The sequence below is a fragment of the Asticcacaulis sp. EMRT-3 genome (assembly GCF_030027245.1).
Lineage (GTDB): Bacteria > Pseudomonadota > Alphaproteobacteria > Caulobacterales > Caulobacteraceae > Asticcacaulis.
On record NZ_JASERT010000001.1, the window covers coordinates 2,598,762 to 2,616,648 of the forward strand.

18 protein-coding genes are annotated in these 17,887 nt (G+C 60.3%); 8 read left to right on the plus strand and 10 right to left on the minus strand.

What is annotated here, in order from left to right:
- Positions 1-181: 181 nt before the first annotated feature.
- Both msrA and msrB read right to left on the minus strand, forming a co-directional pair.
- On the minus strand, positions 182-790 hold the full coding sequence (gene msrA / locus QB905_RS12205) for a peptide-methionine (S)-S-oxide reductase MsrA (protein ID WP_282975295.1): 609 nt from the start codon (positions 788-790) through the stop codon (positions 182-184).
- A 102-nt stretch (positions 791-892) separates the two neighbouring features.
- Positions 893-1,378 carry a peptide-methionine (R)-S-oxide reductase MsrB gene (msrB, locus tag QB905_RS12210; RefSeq protein ID WP_282975296.1) on the minus strand — a complete coding sequence of 162 codons (486 nt, stop codon included), beginning with the start codon at positions 1,376-1,378 and terminating at the stop codon, positions 893-895.
- A gap of 308 nt (positions 1,379-1,686) precedes the next feature.
- On the opposite strand from msrB, the gene QB905_RS12215 reads away from it, so the two are divergent.
- From QB905_RS12215 to pstB, 5 genes are all read left to right on the plus strand, one after another.
- Complete coding sequence (locus QB905_RS12215) at positions 1,687-2,718, plus strand: porin (protein WP_282975297.1); 1,032 nt, start codon at positions 1,687-1,689, stop codon at positions 2,716-2,718.
- A 228-nt stretch (positions 2,719-2,946) separates the two neighbouring features.
- Positions 2,947-4,008 carry a phosphate ABC transporter substrate-binding protein PstS gene (pstS, locus tag QB905_RS12220; protein WP_282975298.1) on the plus strand — a complete coding sequence of 354 codons (1,062 nt, stop codon included), beginning with the start codon at positions 2,947-2,949 and terminating at the stop codon, positions 4,006-4,008.
- A 156-nt stretch (positions 4,009-4,164) separates the two neighbouring features.
- Positions 4,165-5,130: a phosphate ABC transporter permease subunit PstC gene (gene pstC / locus QB905_RS12225; RefSeq protein ID WP_282975299.1), complete on the plus strand. Its 966-nt coding sequence runs from the start codon at positions 4,165-4,167 to the stop codon at positions 5,128-5,130.
- Between the two features lie 11 nt (positions 5,131-5,141).
- Positions 5,142-5,981, plus strand: a complete 840-nt coding sequence (gene pstA, locus QB905_RS12230; RefSeq protein WP_282975300.1) for a phosphate ABC transporter permease PstA — start codon at positions 5,142-5,144, stop codon at positions 5,979-5,981.
- A 34-nt stretch (positions 5,982-6,015) separates the two neighbouring features.
- Positions 6,016-6,825, plus strand: a complete 810-nt coding sequence (gene pstB, locus QB905_RS12235; protein ID WP_282975301.1) for a phosphate ABC transporter ATP-binding protein PstB — start codon at positions 6,016-6,018, stop codon at positions 6,823-6,825.
- A 154-nt stretch (positions 6,826-6,979) separates the two neighbouring features.
- Here pstB and QB905_RS12240 read toward each other — a convergent pair whose 3' ends face one another.
- From QB905_RS12240 to QB905_RS12255, 4 genes are all read right to left on the minus strand, one after another.
- Entirely contained in the window at positions 6,980-9,016 is a 2,037-nt protein-coding gene (locus QB905_RS12240) for an ArnT family glycosyltransferase (RefSeq protein ID WP_282975302.1), read from the minus strand.
- A 60-nt stretch (positions 9,017-9,076) separates the two neighbouring features.
- On the minus strand, positions 9,077-9,955 hold the full coding sequence (locus tag QB905_RS12245; protein WP_282975303.1) for an alpha/beta hydrolase: 879 nt from the start codon (positions 9,953-9,955) through the stop codon (positions 9,077-9,079).
- Positions 9,956-9,999: 44 nt separating this feature from the next.
- A complete protein-coding gene (locus QB905_RS12250; protein WP_282975304.1) occupies positions 10,000-10,314 on the minus strand; it encodes a Dabb family protein in 315 nt (104 codons plus the stop codon).
- Positions 10,315-10,410: 96 nt separating this feature from the next.
- Complete coding sequence (locus QB905_RS12255; RefSeq protein WP_282975305.1) at positions 10,411-11,070, minus strand: DsbA family oxidoreductase; 660 nt, start codon at positions 11,068-11,070, stop codon at positions 10,411-10,413.
- Between the two features lie 208 nt (positions 11,071-11,278).
- Here QB905_RS12255 and QB905_RS12260 point away from each other — a divergent pair, with 208 nt between their 5' ends.
- Both QB905_RS12260 and QB905_RS12265 read left to right on the plus strand, forming a co-directional pair.
- Positions 11,279-11,707, plus strand: a complete 429-nt coding sequence (locus QB905_RS12260) for a MerC domain-containing protein (protein WP_282975306.1) — start codon at positions 11,279-11,281, stop codon at positions 11,705-11,707.
- 153 nt (positions 11,708-11,860) lie between these two features.
- Positions 11,861-13,708, plus strand: a complete 1,848-nt coding sequence (locus QB905_RS12265; protein ID WP_282975307.1) for an ABCB family ABC transporter ATP-binding protein/permease — start codon at positions 11,861-11,863, stop codon at positions 13,706-13,708.
- Positions 13,709-13,967: 259 nt separating this feature from the next.
- Here the strand turns inward: QB905_RS12265 and QB905_RS12270 are convergent, their stop codons facing one another.
- The 3 genes from QB905_RS12270 to QB905_RS12280 all read right to left on the minus strand — a co-directional run bounded on the left by QB905_RS12270 (position 13,968) and on the right by QB905_RS12280 (position 16,161).
- Positions 13,968-14,198 carry a hypothetical protein gene (locus tag QB905_RS12270; protein WP_282975308.1) on the minus strand — a complete coding sequence of 77 codons (231 nt, stop codon included), beginning with the start codon at positions 14,196-14,198 and terminating at the stop codon, positions 13,968-13,970.
- A gap of 107 nt (positions 14,199-14,305) precedes the next feature.
- Complete coding sequence (locus tag QB905_RS12275) at positions 14,306-15,331, minus strand: SAM-dependent methyltransferase (RefSeq protein ID WP_282975309.1); 1,026 nt, start codon at positions 15,329-15,331, stop codon at positions 14,306-14,308.
- Positions 15,328-16,161 (minus strand): DUF1295 domain-containing protein, encoded by an 834-nt coding sequence (locus tag QB905_RS12280; protein WP_282975310.1) that lies wholly within the window; start codon positions 16,159-16,161, stop codon positions 15,328-15,330. Before QB905_RS12280 ends, QB905_RS12275 begins: the two co-directional genes overlap by 4 nt.
- Before the next feature lie 132 nt (positions 16,162-16,293).
- Here QB905_RS12280 and QB905_RS12285 point away from each other — a divergent pair, with 132 nt between their 5' ends.
- Positions 16,294-16,704, plus strand: a complete 411-nt coding sequence (locus QB905_RS12285) for a DUF2147 domain-containing protein (RefSeq protein ID WP_282975311.1) — start codon at positions 16,294-16,296, stop codon at positions 16,702-16,704.
- 3 nt (positions 16,705-16,707) lie between these two features.
- On the opposite strand, the gene QB905_RS12290 is transcribed toward QB905_RS12285, so the two are convergent.
- On the minus strand, positions 16,708-17,886 hold the full coding sequence (locus QB905_RS12290) for a hypothetical protein (RefSeq protein WP_282975312.1): 1,179 nt from the start codon (positions 17,884-17,886) through the stop codon (positions 16,708-16,710).
- Position 17,887: the final 1 nt, after the last annotated feature.

Sequence of the window (17,887 nt, forward strand, 5' to 3'; positions counted from 1 at the left end):
ATTCAAAAAGCGCGGCTTCGGAAATGACCGCTTGCGTCTCGACGCGCTTCGCTTGCTCGCCACCTCCCCGTCTTCGCTTTGCTTGACAGGGAGGAGGGATGTGCCGCATGTCACCCTCCTCCCTGTGCCAAAGGCATGGGGAGGTGTCGGCGAAAGCCGACGGAGGGGTATCTTTTGTTTCCTAGTCGGCCAGATTGCCCCAGAGCTTATGCAGGGCCGGGCCGCGTCCGCAGCCTTGGTAATAGGCCTCATAATGGGCGGCGTGGGTCTTCCAGAAATGCTGGTGATAGTCAGAGGCCGGATAGAAGGGCAGACCGGTCGCCGTCGATTTGACGATCAATGTGGCGATAGGCTTGTTCAGTTGCTGGCCCACGGCGGCTTTGGAAGCGACGGCCTGTTTGTACTGGTCATTATTATAGGTGAAGATGGCCGTACGATAGCTGGAGCCGAAATCACAGATGACGCCATCGGGGTTGGTCGGGTCGGTATGGTGCCAGAAGGTATCGAGCAATTGCTGATAGGTCACCTTATCGGGATCGTAAGTCACTTCCACCGCCTCGACATGGCCGGTGGTTTCCGTCACCACCTCTTCATAGGTCGGATTTTTAACGTGGCCGCCCATGAAGCCCGCGCGCGTATTGGTGACGCCGGCCACATGGTCGAAGGCCTTTTGCATACTCCAGAAACAGCCGCCGGCGAAGACGGCCACCTGGCTGGCGGCCTGGGCGGTCAGGGCCGTTGTGCTGAGCATCAAGGCCGCAGCGGCGGCGAAAATCGATTTTTTGAACATGGCAGATTCCTTATCTCCAGATGCGATGATTCTGTGCATTGCATCTGGCAAGGCCGACTGGCCGTCGCCGCTTATGCGGCGAGCCATGCGGCGTCTGAGCTATCAAGCAGGGTGGAATTGCAGGGCCGCGCCATTATTGCAGTAGCGCTTGCCGGTGGGGGGCGGGCCGTCATCGAACAGATGGCCCTGATGGCCGCCGCAGCGTGCGCAGTGATATTCGGTGCGCTCGACCACGATCTTGAAATCGGCCTTCATGTTCAGATGGCCGGGTATGGCGCGGAAAAAGCTGGGCCAGCCGGTGCCGGAATCATATTTGGTATCGGAATTGAACAGGGGCAGGTCGCAGCCGAGGCAGGCGAAGACGCCTTTGCGGTGTTCATTGAGCAGCGGGCTGGAAAAGGGCCGCTCGGTGGCCTCGTGGCGCAGCACCTCATAGCTGAGCGGGGATAAGCGCTTCTTCCATTCGGCGTCGGAAAGATTAAGCGGGGCGATGGTTTCGGCACTGGCGGAGGTGCCGCCGCCGCTTCCGGCAATGGCGGTGCCGAGAACCCCCAGGCTGATCATCGAAAGAAAATCACGGCGTATCATGTGACGGGCTCCTTATTGGCTGTCTGCTTCTTATACGCCGCTGCCGCTGATCGGGTTACATCGGCGCTTATATAGGCGGCATAAAAGTCGGACGGGTCGGGCTCAGCCTGCTTCCGCAGCGTCAAGGGGTGTGCCTTTTTTAACGCACCTGTTATCGCCCGGACACGAATAGGGCTCTGGTGGGGCCGCTGTCACACAACTGTCGTCGAACCTACACGCAAGCGTCATGCGCCGACCCTATAGCGCCTGACGTGGCCTTCGCTGTTCGAGGCCAGACTATTTCCAGACGTCCAAACAAGGGTCTCTCCATGAAAACCTCCCTCATCCTCGGCACCGCAATAGGCGCCCTCATGATGACCGCCGCCGCCGGTGCCAATGCTCAGAGCTGGGCTGACAACACCACGGTTTCCGGCCGCATCTATGCCGACGTGACCGACCTGTCCGTCAAGACCAACGATGTCAAGCAGCCGGCCAGCGGTTTCGGCACGGACGTGAAGCGCTTCTACATCGGCATCGACCACAAGTTCGACAATATCTGGGCCGTCAACGTCACCACCGATTTCACGACCGTCAACACCAATAGCGGCAATCTCGATTCGGTCTATATCAAGAAGGCCTATGTCGAAGGCAAGTTCTCACCGGCCCTGGATGTGCGCATCGGCTCGACCGACATGCCGTGGATCCCCTATGCCGAAGGCATTTACGGCTACCGCTATATTGAAAACACCCTGTCCGACAAGGCGCATGTCGGCACCTCGGCCGACTGGGGCGTCCACGCGAACGGCAAGCTCGGCCCGATCTTCTCCTACGCCATCTCGGCTGTGAACGGCAATGGCTACAAGAACACGGCCCGCGCCAAGAGCGTGGATGTTGAAGGCCGTCTGAGCGCCAAGCTGCCCCAGTGGGATTTCGCCATCGGTGGTTATACCGGCAAGCTCGGCACGGTTTATGGGGTGGCGACGCCGAACACGGCTAATCGCTTCAATGCCATCGGTGCCTGGCATAATGATGTCGCCCGTGTGGGCGTCGAATATTTCTCGGCCAATGACTATTCCGCCGCCATCATCAAGGGCGCGCCGGAAGACAAGGCCGACGGCTGGTCGGTGTTCGGCAATTATCAGTTGAACCCGGTTTATGGCCTGGTCGCCCGCTATGACGACGTGAAGCCGAACAAGACGACCGTGTCGTCGCGCGAAGACAAGTATTACAATGTCGGCGTCACCTATGCCGCCTTCAAGAATGTCAGCTTCGCCCTGATGCTGAAGCACGACGAGCTGTCCTCGACGGGCGTCAAGACCGTGACCGACGAAGTCGGCATCTGGTCGCAAATGCAATACTAAAATCCGTCGCCTTCGGGCGAAGGATGTCGTCAAAGAAGGCCGTCGCGCATGTCGCGGCGGCCTTTTTCTGTGTCATTTATGATGAGAAATGGCGATTTTTTCTGAAAAAAATAGGTTTTTTCACGGTGTCACAATCTTTAACGGCGCTGTCATATAGGTGTTACAAAAGACAGGTAACCCCATTCTCAGGATCACACGGGGTCCGCAAAATTCCTAAGGAGATGGGGAATGTTCAAGTTTCTGACGGTTGCGGCGGTTGCCGCACTGATTATCGCTCCGGTCGCTTCGACCGCAACGGCTGCTGGCACGATTTCGGGTGCCGGCTCCACCTTCGCCGCGCCGCTCTACGCCAAGTGGGCGGAAGGCTATAAGGCGACCACGGGTTCCAACCTCAACTATCAGGCCATCGGTTCCGGCGGCGGCATCAAGCAGATCGAAGCCAATACGGTTGATTTCGGCGGCACCGACAAGCCGCTGACCGAAGATGTTCTCGCTCAGAACGGCCTCTATCAGTTCCCGACCGCCGTTGGCGGCGTGGTTCCGGCCATCAATGTTCCGGGCATTCCTTCCGGCAAGCTGAAGCTGTCGGGCCAGACCCTGGCCGACATCTATCAGGGCAAGATCACCAAGTGGAATGACCCGGCCATCGCCAGGTTCAATGCCGGTCTGGCCCTGCCGAACCTGCCGATCACCGTTGTTCACCGTTCGGATGGTTCCGGCACGACCTTCATCTTCACCACCTATCTGTCGGTTGCCTCGGCGGACTGGAAAGCCAAGGTTGGCGCGAACGACTCGGTTGAATGGCCGGTGGGCGTTGGCGGCAAGGGTTCCGACGGTGTTGCGGCGCTCGTGCGTGGTACGGTTGGCTCGATCGGTTTCGTCGAATATTCCTACGTCCAGCAAACCCACATCAACTTCGCTCTGGTTGCTTCGCATGACGCTACCTGGCCGCAGCCGACCGCTGAGAATTTCAAGGCCGCTACCGCCGGTGCCGACTGGGCGCACGCTCCGGGCAATTATCTGATGATCGTCAATCAACCGGGCAAAAATGCCTGGCCGATCTCCGGTGCTACCTTCGCCCTGGTGCACAAGGCCCCGAACGCTGCTGATGCTGCCAAGGTGGCCGGTGTGCTGAAGTTCTTCGATTACGGCTTCAAGAACGGCGACACGAACGCCAATGACCTGTTCTATGTGCCGCTGCCGGCCTCGGTGAAGACGCTGATCCGCAAGCAATGGGCTTCGCAAATCCAGTCGGGCGGCAAGCCGGTTTACGTGTCTCCCAACAAGTAAGCCTGCGCTGATACGCTGAAAACGCGGGGCGAGGTCGGTTTTTTGGCCTCGCCCTGTCTGCATGTCCAGAGACAATGACCACCACCAAGCTTGTATCCGTCCTGTGCGGTGGGTATAGGCTGAAAGCCGCAAGACCAACCGGGAACAGACACGCTCATGTCCGCTGAAACACCCGCCACCGCATCCGCCACGTCCCAGGCATCAGGCCCGCGCCTCGACCCCACTGATCCCATCTTCCGCTGGGTGTCTTTCGGGGCGGCCACCCTGTTGCTGGCCGTGCTGGCGGGCATTATCGGCTCGCTGCTCGTCGGCGGCTGGCCGGCCCTGTCAAAATTCGGTTTCGGCTTTTTCATCCATTCGACCTGGAATCCGGTTACTGAGCAATATGGCGCTGCCGGGCCGATTGTCGGCACAATCATCTCCTCAGCCCTGGCGCTGGTGTTTGCCTTGCCGATTGCGGTCGGGGTTGCGGTGTACCTGACCCAGTTCTGCCCGCGTGCCCTGGCTCAACCTCTGTCCACGGCGGTGGAACTGCTGGCGGGCATTCCCTCCATTGTTTACGGCATGTGGGGCCTGTTCGTCTTCGCCCCCTTCTTCGCCAATCATGTGCAGGTGCCGCTGATGATGGCGGCCAAGCCCGGCTCGCTGCTCGATAAGCTGACCACCGGCATTCCCAATGGCGCCAATGTCCTGACCGCCTCGATCATCCTGGCCATCATGATCCTGCCCTATATGGCGGCTGTGTTTCGTGAGCTGTTCCGCTCGATCCCGCCGCAGGTGCGCGAAGCCGCCTTCGGGGTGGGGGCCACGCCGTTTGAGGTGACCACCTCGGTCATCATCCCCTATGTGCAAAAGGGCATGATCGGCGTGATCATGCTGGGACTTGGCCGGGCACTTGGCGAAACCATGGCCGTCACCTTCATCATCGGCAATTCGCACCGCTTCCCGAAATCGCTGTTCGATTCGAGCGCCACGCTCGCCTCGACCATTGCCAATGAATTCGCCGAAGCCACCACCGAAATGCACACTTCGGCGCTGATGGCGCTGGGCTTCGTGCTGTTTCTCATCACCTTCGCGGTTCTGGCGGCGGCGCGCGCGCTGTTGTCGAACCAGCGTTATTAGGAGCGCTGACCATGAACCGCGCTTTTCGCCGCAAGGCCGCCAACACCGTCTTCGTCAGCCTGTGCGTGATCGCCACCCTGATCTCGCTGGCGGCCCTGGGCCTGATCCTGTACTCCCTGTTCAAGGAGGGGCTGGGCGGCATGAACCTGCAAATCTTCACGATGGATACGCCCGCGCCGGGCTCGGAGGGGGGCTTACGCAACGCCATCTATGGCTCGATCCTGATGTGCGGCGTCGGCATGATCATCGCCCTGGTCGTCGGCGTGCTGGCCGGGACATGGCTGGCCGAAATCGGCGGCGACACCCCTTACGGCCACGCTGTGCGCTTTCTCAACGATGTTTTGCTGTCAGCGCCTTCGATCCTGATCGGCCTGTTCGTCTATGAGCTGATGGTCAAGCCGCTGCATGGCTTTTCCGGTTGGGCGGGGGCTGTGGCCCTGTCGATCCTGGCCACGCCGATCGTGACGCGCACCACCGAAGACATTCTCAACCTGCAACCCAATGCGTTGCGCGAAGCCGGCATGGCGCTCGGTTCCTCGCAATTCACCACGATCCGCAAGATCATCTGGAAGGCGGCGGGCGCTGGCCTGCTGACCGGCGGCCTGCTCGGCTTTGCGCGCATTTCCGGCGAAACGGCACCGCTTCTGTTTACCGCGCTGAACAACCAGTTCTTTGAAGGCAATATGGCGCATCCGATGTCGTCTCTGCCGGTGGTGATGTTCAATATGGCGCTCAGCCCCTATTCCGACTGGAACAGGCTGGCCTGGGCCGCTGCCCTGCTGGTGGCCGTGGCCGTGCTGGTCGTCAACATCATCGGGCGCTGGCTCGCCCGCGAAAAGCAATCTCACTAATCTCACTCCATCTGGCTCCTGACCGAGAAAACGCATGACCGACACGACATCCCCCGATTTCAAGAGTGTGATCGTTCCGCCGCCGGCCGACAGCCTCGTGCTCGAAACCAGGAAGCTCGACTTCTTTTACGGCGCGCATCAGGCCCTGTTCGGTGTCGATCTGCCGGTGAAGCGCAACGCCATCACCGCCCTGATCGGGCCTTCGGGCTGCGGCAAGTCCACGCTTCTGCGCACGATCAACCGCATCTATGATCTCTATCCCGGCCAGCGCGCCGAGGGCGAAATCCTGTTCGATGGCGAAAACATCCTGTCGCCCAAGATGGATGTGCCGGCCTTGCGCGCCCGCGTCGGCATGGTGTTCCAGAAGCCGACGCCGTTCCCGATGTCGATCTATGACAATGTGGCTTTCGGCGTACGCCTGCACCAGTCGAAATCCAAGTCCGAGATGGACGAACTGGTTGAAACCTCCTTACGCAAGGCCGCCCTGTGGGATGAGGTCAAGGACAAGCTGCACAAGTCGGGCCTTGGCCTGTCCGGCGGCCAGCAACAGCGCCTGTGCGTGGCGCGCGGCATTGCGGTCAATCCCGAAATCCTGCTGCTCGACGAACCGGCCTCGGCGCTCGATCCGATCTCGACCGCCAAGCTGGAAGATACGCTCGAAGAACTGAAGCACGATTACACCATCGTCATCGTCACCCACAATCTGCAACAGGCGGCGCGCCTGTCCGACTATACGGGCTTCATGTTCTTAGGCAAGATGATCGAATTCGGCCCGACCGAAGAACTGTTCGTCAAGCCCAAGGTCGATAAGACGGGTGAGTATATTGGGGGCCGTTTCGGCTAAATTTGCGGCAGATTCGCGTGAGGGCGGCCTGCGAATGGCCGCTTTTTGCGCTTCCGGTGCTCACGTACTTGAGTACGCTGCGCTCCGGTTCTCAAAAACAGCCATTCTCGACTCACCCTGACGCGAATCTTTCCGCAAATTTCAACAATTTCATTCACTCCACGTACAGCACGCGCGGATCGGCCTCAAAGGTGGTGCCGTCTGAGCGGGTGGCGCGGGCTGAAAGCGTGTGGGTGCCGACCTTCAATGAGCCTTTCGGGAAGCTGTAGGTATATTGCAGCCGGGGCCAGTTCGGGTCATATTTCAGCAGGTTCGGCGCGGGATGGCTCTTTTCGTCGATGCCGTAATGGGCGTGGGCCACCACCTTGCCATCAAGCAATATATCAACGGCGGTCACACCCTTCGGATCGGCGGCCATGCCGTAAAGCTGGCTTGTATTATCATGTGAGATGAAATCGCCCCGCGTTGGGTGGGCGATATAGAGCTGCGGCACCAGCGGGCAGGGCTTGCTATCGACCTCGGCATCACTGAGCGGGGAGGTGCGCACACGGGCGGTGAAGAAATCGATGGCCGTGCGATAGGGCGGTAGCGCCGTGATACCTTCCGGCTCGATGGCGTCGAAATCCTTGCAGAGCTGAGTATAGAGCGCCGTCTGTTCGGGTTCGTGATAGATGTAGGATGGCTCCAGCAGAGCCAGCACCACGCCGCCGCCAGCATGATCGGTCATCAGGGCCTGACGGTCGAGGTGCCAGTCGTGGCGCGCCACCGAAAACATGCTGACATCATCATAGGGGTCGCCGAGCGTATAGACGCGACGGCCTTTTTGATGATCGGCTGGAAATTCGAGGTGGACGGCGGCAATATGGCCATTGGTGGCGATGACGGGTGTGCCGCCAAAGCGAACCCTGGTCCGCACCAGTGCCTTATGCAGGGCAGGTTCGAGCAGGGTCCAGTCTTCGTTTTTGAGAATGTTGAAAGCGCGCCACTGCGACGTGAGTTTGGCCGAATTGTCGTAGAGGATCTGATAGCCAGTGGCGGCCACGCCGATCAACAGGGCCAGCAGAGGGCCGGTGGCGATCAGAACCGCGCGCAGGCGGCGGCCATTTAGTGTTCGGGCCTTGTCGGTGAAACGGATCAGAACACCGGGCACCATAGGCAGCATGGGGATGGCGGCCATGAAGGGCCAGTGCGGCATCACCTTTTTATTGACCGTGGCTTGCAGGGCGTAAAACAGGAAGATCACCACCACCTGCCAGGCCAGCAGGGCTTCCGGGCCGGAGGGCCGACGCGGTAGTTTTTCGCCCTTGTCGTCCCGTTCGGGCTTCGGCCACAGCGCGTGTTTGACCGCGCCCCAGATGGCGATGAAAAAGAGCGGCGTCCAGATGGCAAACTGGGTTTCGATCAGGCTTAAGACATGTTTCGGATCAGGATCATAGTGAGGACGGCGGATGACGTGGAACTCAATGGCCGGCCAGCCTTCCTGAGCATTGTAAATAAAGGCGGGCAGCAGGCCCAGAAGCCCGATGGCAGCGGTAATCCACACGCCCTTATGTGTCCACAGGGTGCGGCCGTGCCGATCAGCCAGCATATAGACCACGACGGCCAGACCCGGCACCAGAAAGCGAAAATGAACGAGCTGGCCAATGCCTGCGCAGACACCGGCCCATATCCACCATTTGAGGCCGTCTCCCTTCATGCCGCGCAGGATGCAGCCCAGCATCAGGGCCAGCAGCAATTGCAAGGCGCCTTCTGGATAGAAGATGGTGCCATTGAGGCTGATGGCGGGGATCAGCATCGAAATGATCGCCGCCCACAGGGCGTTGCGCTGGCTGGTGACGGGTGTGGCCATGAACCAAACCGCCCACGGAATCGCCATGGCGATGGCCAGCCCCACCAGCCGTAAGGGCCAGATGTGCCAGCCGAAAATTGTGGTGATCAGCCGGGCCAGCCACGGAAAACCGGCGGGAATATCGGGATAGCCGAGCGCCAGATACTGGCCCGACATGACGAAATGGCTCTCTTCCCAGATGACATGGCTGATCAGGCCGACCGAGAATTTCCAGACCAGCAAGACGAGCCATAGCGCGATGGCGACGCGCAAGAGCTGGCGCTCATCGCCGAACAACGGCTTTTGTGGCCCCAGCGTAGCCGGCGTGGCATTGAGATCGTGCAGTTTGTCTAGCTCAGGCATGGTTCGCTCCCGGTTATACCGTTTATAAACAGCCACGGGGAGCGAGGTAAAGGGCTGGCTTTATTTCGCCGGAGTTGTCGTGGCGGCGGGGGTCAGCCAGCCCATGTCGCTCAGCCAGTCGGCCAGGCGTTGCGGCCAGTCGCGCACCGTCTTGTGGTCGGAGCGGTCGCCCATATTGAAGGCGTGCGGGATGCCCGCCATGACGTGACGCTCGAAAGGTACGGCCGGCCAGGCGTCATACAGCCGCTCGATGGCGTCGGTGTCGGCCATCGCCATGCGGTCGGCCGAGCCATTGAGCAGGAAGACGGGCGGCGGCGCGTGATCGACGAAGGGCGGCAGGCCGAGCGGCCCCGGATAGATTTCGATGAGGAAATCGGGGCGCGCGTCGATACGGTCGATGGGATCGGGGGCCTTGGGATCGGCAGCGGGTGGGTTGAAGGCCGCCATCGAGGTCAGTTCGCCGCCCGCTGAAAAGCCCATAATGCCGATGCGGTGCGGGTTGATGCCATATTGGGCGGCGTGGGCGCGCACATAGCGGATGGCCCTGACCAGATCGGCCTTGGCGTCGCCCTCAATCGAATAGGGCGAGCCCTTTTCGCGCGCCAGCACATATTTCAGCGCGAAGGCGGTGACGCCGAGATTTTGCAGATATTGCGCCGGCTGTTCACCTTCGGCATGGAAGACGAGATTTTCATGGCCGCCACCGGGCGCGATAATGATCGCCGTGCCGCTATTCTTATCGGGCGCAGGCGCATAGACGGTGAGGGAGGGGTTATTGATCGAACGCCACCACCAGTCGGCATGTTGTTCGGGAATGTCGCGGCGCGATTCAAAGCCGGGCTGACCCTTGGCCCACAGCGGGATGACGGTTTGGGCGCCAGCCGTGGAGGCGGCCAAAATAAGCGCGGCCAGCGCTGATGTTTTCCAGATGTGACGCATGATCTTCTCCCGTTATATTTATGGAGAAGAAGCTAGCCCAGCTTTCAGCCCTTGACCAGTTGCCGTGTGGCGTTTTCGATCGTGTAATCAGCGGCCATGCGCACATTGCGCAAATGGCGCACCTGACGGATCGATTCTTCGTAGAGCGGATGGGCCTTGTAGGCGCGGAAATCTTCCAGCGTGTCGAACTCACCATAGACGACGATGTCGATCTCATTGGCGATCTGGTCGATCTTTTCGTTAAACGCCACTTCCAGAATTCGCGCCTGCGGGATCTGGGTCAGCACCGACAGGCCGCGATAAATGCTGTCGCGGTTCGCCGGATTCGTGCTGTTGAACATAACGATGTGACGGATCATGCGCGCTCTATTCGGATTGGGTCAGATTGGGCCAGATTGGGCCAGATTGGGGGAGTTTGCGCCTCACTTAAAGCCTGAGGCGCGGGCGTCAAGTGCCTATTCAGGATCGCAGTTATCCGGCCCGCAGACCCGGCCTTCCGCCACGGGTTGCACGCGGCGGAAAACGTCGGCGAAGGCGGCGGGCGGCTGGGCGCCCGACAGGGCATACTGGCCATCAATCACAAAGAAGGGTACGCCGCGTACGCCATTGGCGCGCGCTAAGGCTTCATCATCGCTGACGCGCGCCGCTATCTCGGCGGAGGTCAGCGCCGCCTGTATATCGTCTGGGGTCAGACCGGCCTCTGCGCCAATGGCCAGCAGGGTTTCGCGGTCGAAGATATTTTGATGATCGGTGAAATAGGCGCGGTAAAGTGCGCTCAAAAGCCTGTCCTGAACGCCTTTTTCTGCGCTCAGAACGAGCAGTTTATGGGCATCGAGCGTGTCACCGATCAGGGTGTCGGCCAGACGGAAATCGAGGCCGAACTGCGCCGCCATATCGGTGACGCGCTGTTGCTGAGCCTCTGCCGCCGCCCCCGTCAGGCCGTATTTGCGGGCCAGCATGTCGTCAACCGGCTGCGGCACCTCACCCGGTTGCAGGCGAAAGGCGCGATGGACGATCTCGGCCTTTACGCCCGCCTCACTCAGCGCCTGTTCGAGCGAAGCCTTGCCGATATAGCAAAACGGACAGACGACGTCAGACCAGATATCGATGCGCATGATGAGGCTCCTTTGTCATCCGTATATAGTCCGGTTACGGTTTGGCTCAAGCCGATGAAGGCCGGGCCAGCCTTTTTTTGCCTGTTATTGTATATCTTGTCTTGCAAAAAGTTACTGTATAACATATGTGGTCATCATGCTTCGCAAAACCGACACCCCGTCCAAAACGTCCGCCCTTTCCGAACACAGCCGGACAAGTGAAAGCGCGATGACCACCGTACCCAAGAAAAGCAAATGGCTGGATTTCGCCTCGGTCGGCCTGTCGGGCCTCTGTGTCGTGCATTGTCTGGCCCTGCCGCTTCTGGCCGCCGTCCTGCCGCTGGCCGGGGCTTTGGCGCATGATCCGTGGGTGCATCCTTTGCTGGTGCTGATCGCCGCGCCGCTCAGCCTGAGCGCCATCCACACATCAAGAGCGTGGCGCAAACTGCCTGTGGTGGGCCTGATCCTGGCGGGCCTGACCCTGCTGGCTCTGGCGGCCTTCGTGCCGGCGCTGGAAAATGTTGAAACCCTGCTGAGCGTCACGGGTGCCCTGGCCATTGCGGGCGCCCACTGGGTCAATTACCGCAGTCAGCACCGCCATGCCTCTACAGGACACGGGCACACGCCGGATTGCGCCTGCGAACCGGCGGCCGAGTAATTTTCCGCAATCGCCTGAGATTTTACCGCACATATGTTTGGCGATAGCTGAGGGTGCGCCTATATAGGGGCACATCCTTAAGCGTTTTCCCGGACATATGCCGTAATGAGTGCCACGCCCGCACAGCCGCCTTCCCGATTCAAGCCATCCGTCATGACCCAGCCTATGCCGAAGCCCAAGGCGAAGGCGTCGGAAACCCTGACCTTCCTGATGCCCTATCTGTGGCCGGAAGGCCGGATGGATCTCAAGCTTCAGGTGATGTGGGCGTTGCTGGCTATGGTGGTGGGCAAGCTTTTGACCGTGGCCACGCCGTTTGCCTATAAGTGGGCGGTCAATGCCTTTGGGGCGCACGGTGCGCATCCGGTGGGCTGGTGGCAACTCGTCATGATGTCGCCGATCATCCTGGTGCTGGCTTACGGCGTCGCGCGGATGTTCTCGCAGATTTTCAACAATATCCGCGACGGCATGTTCGCTGCGGTGGGTCAGCACGCCGTGCGGGGCCTGGCCAACCGCGCCTTTGTCCATCTGCATAATCTTTCGCTGCGCTTTCATTTGCAGCGCCGCACCGGCGGGCTGTCACGGGTGATCGAACGCGGCAAGTCGGGCATTGAAACCATTATCCGCCTGACCATGATGGTCGGCATCCCGACCGTGCTTGAATTTGTCCTGACCGCCATCAGCCTGTGGGCGCAGTTCGACCTGATCTATGTCGTGGTGGTGGCGGTGACCGTGGTGGTCTATGTCTGGTTCTCGATTATCGCTTCGAACATGCGCATCTCGATCCGCAAGGAGATGAATGAGGCTGATTCCGACGCCATGTCGAAGGCGGTCGATTCGCTGCTCAATTTCGAAACGGTCAAATATTTCAGCAATGAGGCGCTGGAGCGCGGCCGCTATGACCGCGCCACCGGCATGTATGAACAGGCGGCGATCAAGACCTATACCTCGCTGGCCTGGCTCAATATCGGTCAGGCGATCATCTTTTCCATCGGCATGGCCGTGGTGATGCTGATGTCGGCCTATGAGGTCGTGCATGGCACCAAGACCATCGGCCATTTCGTGCTGGCCAATGCCTTCATGATGCAATTGGCCATTCCGCTCAACTTCATCGGCACGCTGTACCGCGAAATCTCGACCGGCCTGATCGACATGGAAGCCATGTTCAACCTGCTCGACGAGCCCGAAGAGGTGGTCGATGCGGCGGATGCGAAGGATCTGATCGTCACCGATGGCGCGGTGAAGTTCAGGGATGTGGTGTTTTCCTATGATCCCGACCGCGAAATTCTGAAAGGCGTGTCGTTTGAGGTGCCGGCGGGCAAGACGGTGGCGATTGTCGGGCCTTCGGGGGCCGGTAAATCGACCATTTCACGGCTGCTGTTTCGCTTTTACGACGTCAAGGGCGGCTCCATCGAGATCGACGGTCAGGATATTCGCGGCGTCTCTCAGGCGTCTTTACGCAAGACCATCGGCATGGTGCCGCAGGATACGGTGCTGTTCAACGACACGATCAGCTACAATATCGCCTATGGTCGCTATGGGGCCTCAAGGGCTGAGGTCGAGGACGCCGCCGACCGCGCCCAGATTTCCGGCTTTATCGCCACCCTGCCCAAGGGCTATGATACCGAGGTCGGCGAGCGCGGCCTGAAGCTGTCGGGGGGCGAAAAGCAGCGCGTGGCCATTGCCCGGACGCTTCTGAAATCACCGCCGATCCTCATACTCGATGAGGCGACTTCGGCGCTTGATACCCATACGGAGCGCGAGATTCAGGCCTCGCTCGATGATGTGTCGAAGAACCGCACCACATTGGTGATTGCCCACCGCCTGTCCACCGTGGTGGCGGCGGATGAGATTCTGGTGCTGAAGGACGGGGTGATTTCCGAGCGTGGCCGCCATCATGATCTGATGCGGCAGAACGGGCTCTATGCCTCAATGTGGGAACGCCAGCGCGCCGCCGACGAGGCCAAGCAGGCCCTGGCCAAGGTGACCTCTGACGTCGAATAGCGGGCATGAAAAATCCCTCTCACCGGGGCAGGAGAGAGGGATGACAGCCGAAGCTGAATAAGCCTTTTAGAGCGCCATCTGATTCTATCAGATCGGCGCTCTAATACCAAGTTGCGATGACTTTGACTCATCGCAACTTGGCAAGGCCGACTGGCCGTCCGAGCTTATGCGAGGAGCCATGCGGCGCTTGAGCTGCGAATAATGCTTATACCAACTTGCACCTGCAAAGGTTCTGGTCTGCGCAAGTTGGTATAAGGGTTTACATTGACGAGGACGAAGTGGTCGTCGTGGTCGTGGTGGTGGCTGACATGCCGGTATCCGAAGACATGGCCGTATCGGACGCAGCCATGCCGGTATCGGCGGGGGCCATTTCCGACGTGGTGGTTTCGGTGGTGGTGGAGGTGTCGCTGGTCTTCGAGCAGGCGGAGGCGCCCAGGCAAAGAACGGCGGCAGCGACGGGCAGCAGCATTTTGGCGGAAATCTTGATCATGGTAGTCCCTCTCCTATGTTCACAAACAGGTGAACTGACTATGGCCATTGCGAAATAGATAAGCTTTGCGGATAGGTCGCCGTGTTCATAAAAAACCTGTAAGGATTTTACTTTGGGGCCAGCAGATAATGGCCTATGCCCCATTCGCGGCTCTGATCATGGCCAAATAAGCCCGCCGTGGCGAGATAAAAGAGCCGCCAGCGCCTGTGCCACAATCCGGCGTCGCGGCCATAGACGGAGCGCAGGATAGGCGTGATGGCGGCGTGCTCCGTATCGAAGCGCTCCAGCCAGTCGAGCGCCGTGCGCTGATAATGCTGACCCGACCAGCGCCACTCGGCCTCGACCGCATAGAGATCGCCGAAGCGATGCGGCAGGTCGTGGGCGGGCATGATGCCGCCGGTGAAGAAATAGCGCCCGATCCAGTCGGCGGGATCATCGTGGTGAAAGCGGTAGGAATGGCTGCGGTGCGTAAAGACGTGCAGGAACAGGCGTCCGTCGGGTTTCAGCCAGCCGCGCGTGCGCTGCAAAAGCGCCCGCCAGTTCGACATATGCTCGAACATCTCCACCGACACAACACGGTCAAAACGCAGATCGACGTTAAAATCGTTCATGTCGGCGGTGATGACGGTCAGGTTGTTCAGGCCGCGCTGCTTCGCCTGTTCGACAATATAGCCGCGCTGCGAATGCGAGTTGGAGACCGATACGATGCGCGATTGCGGAAAATTTTCGGCCATGTGCAGCGACAAAGATCCCCAGCCGCAGCCCAGTTCGAGTATGTCCTGACCATCATTGAGGCCCGCATGTTCGCAGGTTTCATCAAGCGCCAGGGTTTCGGCCTCATCAAGCGTGGTGGAATCGTCGGGATAGAGGCAGCACGAATATTTGCGCTGGGTGCCCAGGGTGAGGGCGAAAAATTCGGGCGGCAGTTCGTAATGCTGGGCATTGGCGGCATCGGTGTGGGCGGCGATCGGATAATCGTCCATAGCGGCCACGAAGGCGGCTTCGGCCGCATCATCGCTCAGTTCAAGGCGGCGGCACGTGCGGCCCACCAGCCAGTCGATCCCGGCCAGGGTCAGGCCATCGGGCAGGGGCGCGCGTTCTGCGGCGCCGATGGCGCTGGCGAGCAGGTTCATCTTGTGACTCCTTTGGGGGCGGAATGCGGAGGCAGGGGAAAGAAGGGGCTGACGCGCGCCTGATAGGCGCGAAACGCATCGCCGCGGCTTTTCAGCATGTGGGCTTCGAGCGGCGGCACGCCTGAAACATGGACGAGCAGGCCGTACATCATGGCAGGTGCGGCCAGGGCCAGCCAGCCGAAGCCTGTGAAGGCGGGCACAATGGCGATCACCGCCCAGGCGCACCAGCCCAGCCATTCAAAGAAATAGTTGGGGTGGCGCGACCAGCTCCACAGGCCGGTGTCGCAGACAAGATGTTCGCCCTTGTGCGCATGGCGGAAACGCTCGATCTGGGCGTCGGCCACGGCTTCGCCCGCCACGGCGACGATCAGCAGGGCCAGACCCGCCGCGTCACCGATGGACGGGAAGGGGGCGGGGCTGGTGGCGGCCAGCCGGACGGCGAGCACCAGCACGAGGGCAGCCAGAGCCTGAATCTGTAAAAAGAGGAACAATTGCCAGCCGGCGGACTTGCCCCACTGGGCGATCAGGGCGGCGTAACGCGGATCATCGCCACCTTTTAAGGTGCGGTTGAGAATATGCAGGCCAAGCCGCAGCGACCACAAAAGGATCAGCAGGGCCACCATATAATGACGCGGCGCAGCACCTAAACCGGGCAGGAGCGCTGCCGCCAGCCCGCCCGCGCCGACGCCAAACGACCAGATCACGTCGATCCAGCCCGAATGGCTGGTCAGACGCTGCACGGCCCAGGCCACGAACATGGTCAGGCTGAGGCCAGCGGCGATCAGGAGCATGGGCCAGAACAGGGGCTGGGACTGTAAGAGTGCGGTCATGAAACTGGTACGGTGCCAAAGGCGCGGCGGTTCATGACGGACGGGGATTTTTCTCCGGGTCGCCACCATTGATCCGGTTCGGAGGCCCGCACGTAAAGACAGGTGGGAGCGGCACAGAAAAAGGATGCCCGAATGCCGACACAACCAGCCTGCCTGATGATCACCGCTGCCCTGATGCTGACCACGCCTCTGGCGGCCTATGCTCAGTCGTCATCCGAACGCGCGCCGCGCGCCGCCTCCATGCAAGGTGTGTGGAATCGCGGCGACGGCAAGGCGCGTGTGCGGGTGGGGCCGTGCGGCGACGGTCTGTGCGCCGTTAATCTGTGGATCAAGCCGGGTACGCACGGCGAAAAGGTCGGTGACCGGCTGGTGCTGGATGTGGCACCCGACAGCGACGGCCACTGGTCGGGCAAGGCCTATGATCCGCAACGCAATCTGCATATGAGCTTCGACGCCGATGTCGAGTCCGATCACATGACCACGACCGGCTGCGTGCTGAAAATCATGTGCAAGCATATGGGCTGGACGCGCGCTGCCGGTTGATGATCAGGGCTGCTTGCCCTTTTGCAGGGCATTGATCAGACCGGCTTCGAAATCCATCAATATGTCGGCGAATTCGATGTCGTGCAGCGGGCGGGCACCCTTGCGGGTTGTGCGCGCCATGCGGAAACGCCAGAAGGAGACGATATGGTTGAGCGTGCCGATCTTCTCACCCAGATCGACAAACAGGCTTGAGCCGTATTTGAGGAAGCGACGGAACGGTTCGGGATCACGCCTGACGGCCAGGGCGCGATACACATCATCATATTCGCCAAGCGTTATGCGCGCGTCGTTAAGCACGGCGGCAATGGCGCGCGCCACGCGCGGCACGGCCTTTTCGAGATAGAGGCTGGTGGCGTCATTATGGGCGGCGCGCGGCCGGATCGTGCCGAGGCCCGCCAGCACTTCGCGCACCCCCATTTGCAGTTCGCGGTGACACCATTTGTAATAGAGAAAGCCGCGCCAGCAGACGATGCCGTCCTGGAACGAGTCCTCATCCATTTGCAGGGTTTCGCGTAACGGATTGAGATCCTTGTGTAACTGATCGGACAGGATACGGCTGCCGAGCTTATAGGCTCCCTTGCTACCCTTTTGTCCGAAGGCGACGCTGACCAGGTTTTCAATCTCATCGGCGGTAAAGGCGCTCATCGATTTGAGATCGGCAGCCGAGATCTGGAAATAGACTCCCGATGGAAAATAGCCGGCCTTGGCCAGGTGTTCGCGCAGCAGGAAGGGATCGAGCGAGGGCAGGTTGTCGAGGCAGAGCAAAACCTTGGCGTCGCGGTTTTTAGCGGCGTCCTCGATGCCGAGATAGCTGCGCATCAATTCTTCAAAGCGCGTCTGGCGGAAGAAGAAGGAGCGCCCGCCAAGGCGCAGATCATAGGTATCGTAAGGCAGGATGATCTTGGTGACGGTCTGGCGGCCGCCGGGAAACAGGTGGCGTTCGTCAAGACGCAGGGTGTGCTTGACGATCAGGGCGTGGTTGAGCGCTGAATTCTCGAACATCGGCTTGGCCAGATAGTCGGGATTTTCGCGGTAGGTGGTAAACAGCTTGGCCAGATTGAGCACGCGGCATGTTGACCAGGTGCGGTTGAGATGGGCCAGGTTGCGGATTTCACGAACCGAGATGAAATCGCTGTCATTGGCGGGATGCGAAAACGGCAGGACGGGCTGGGCGTGCTTCATC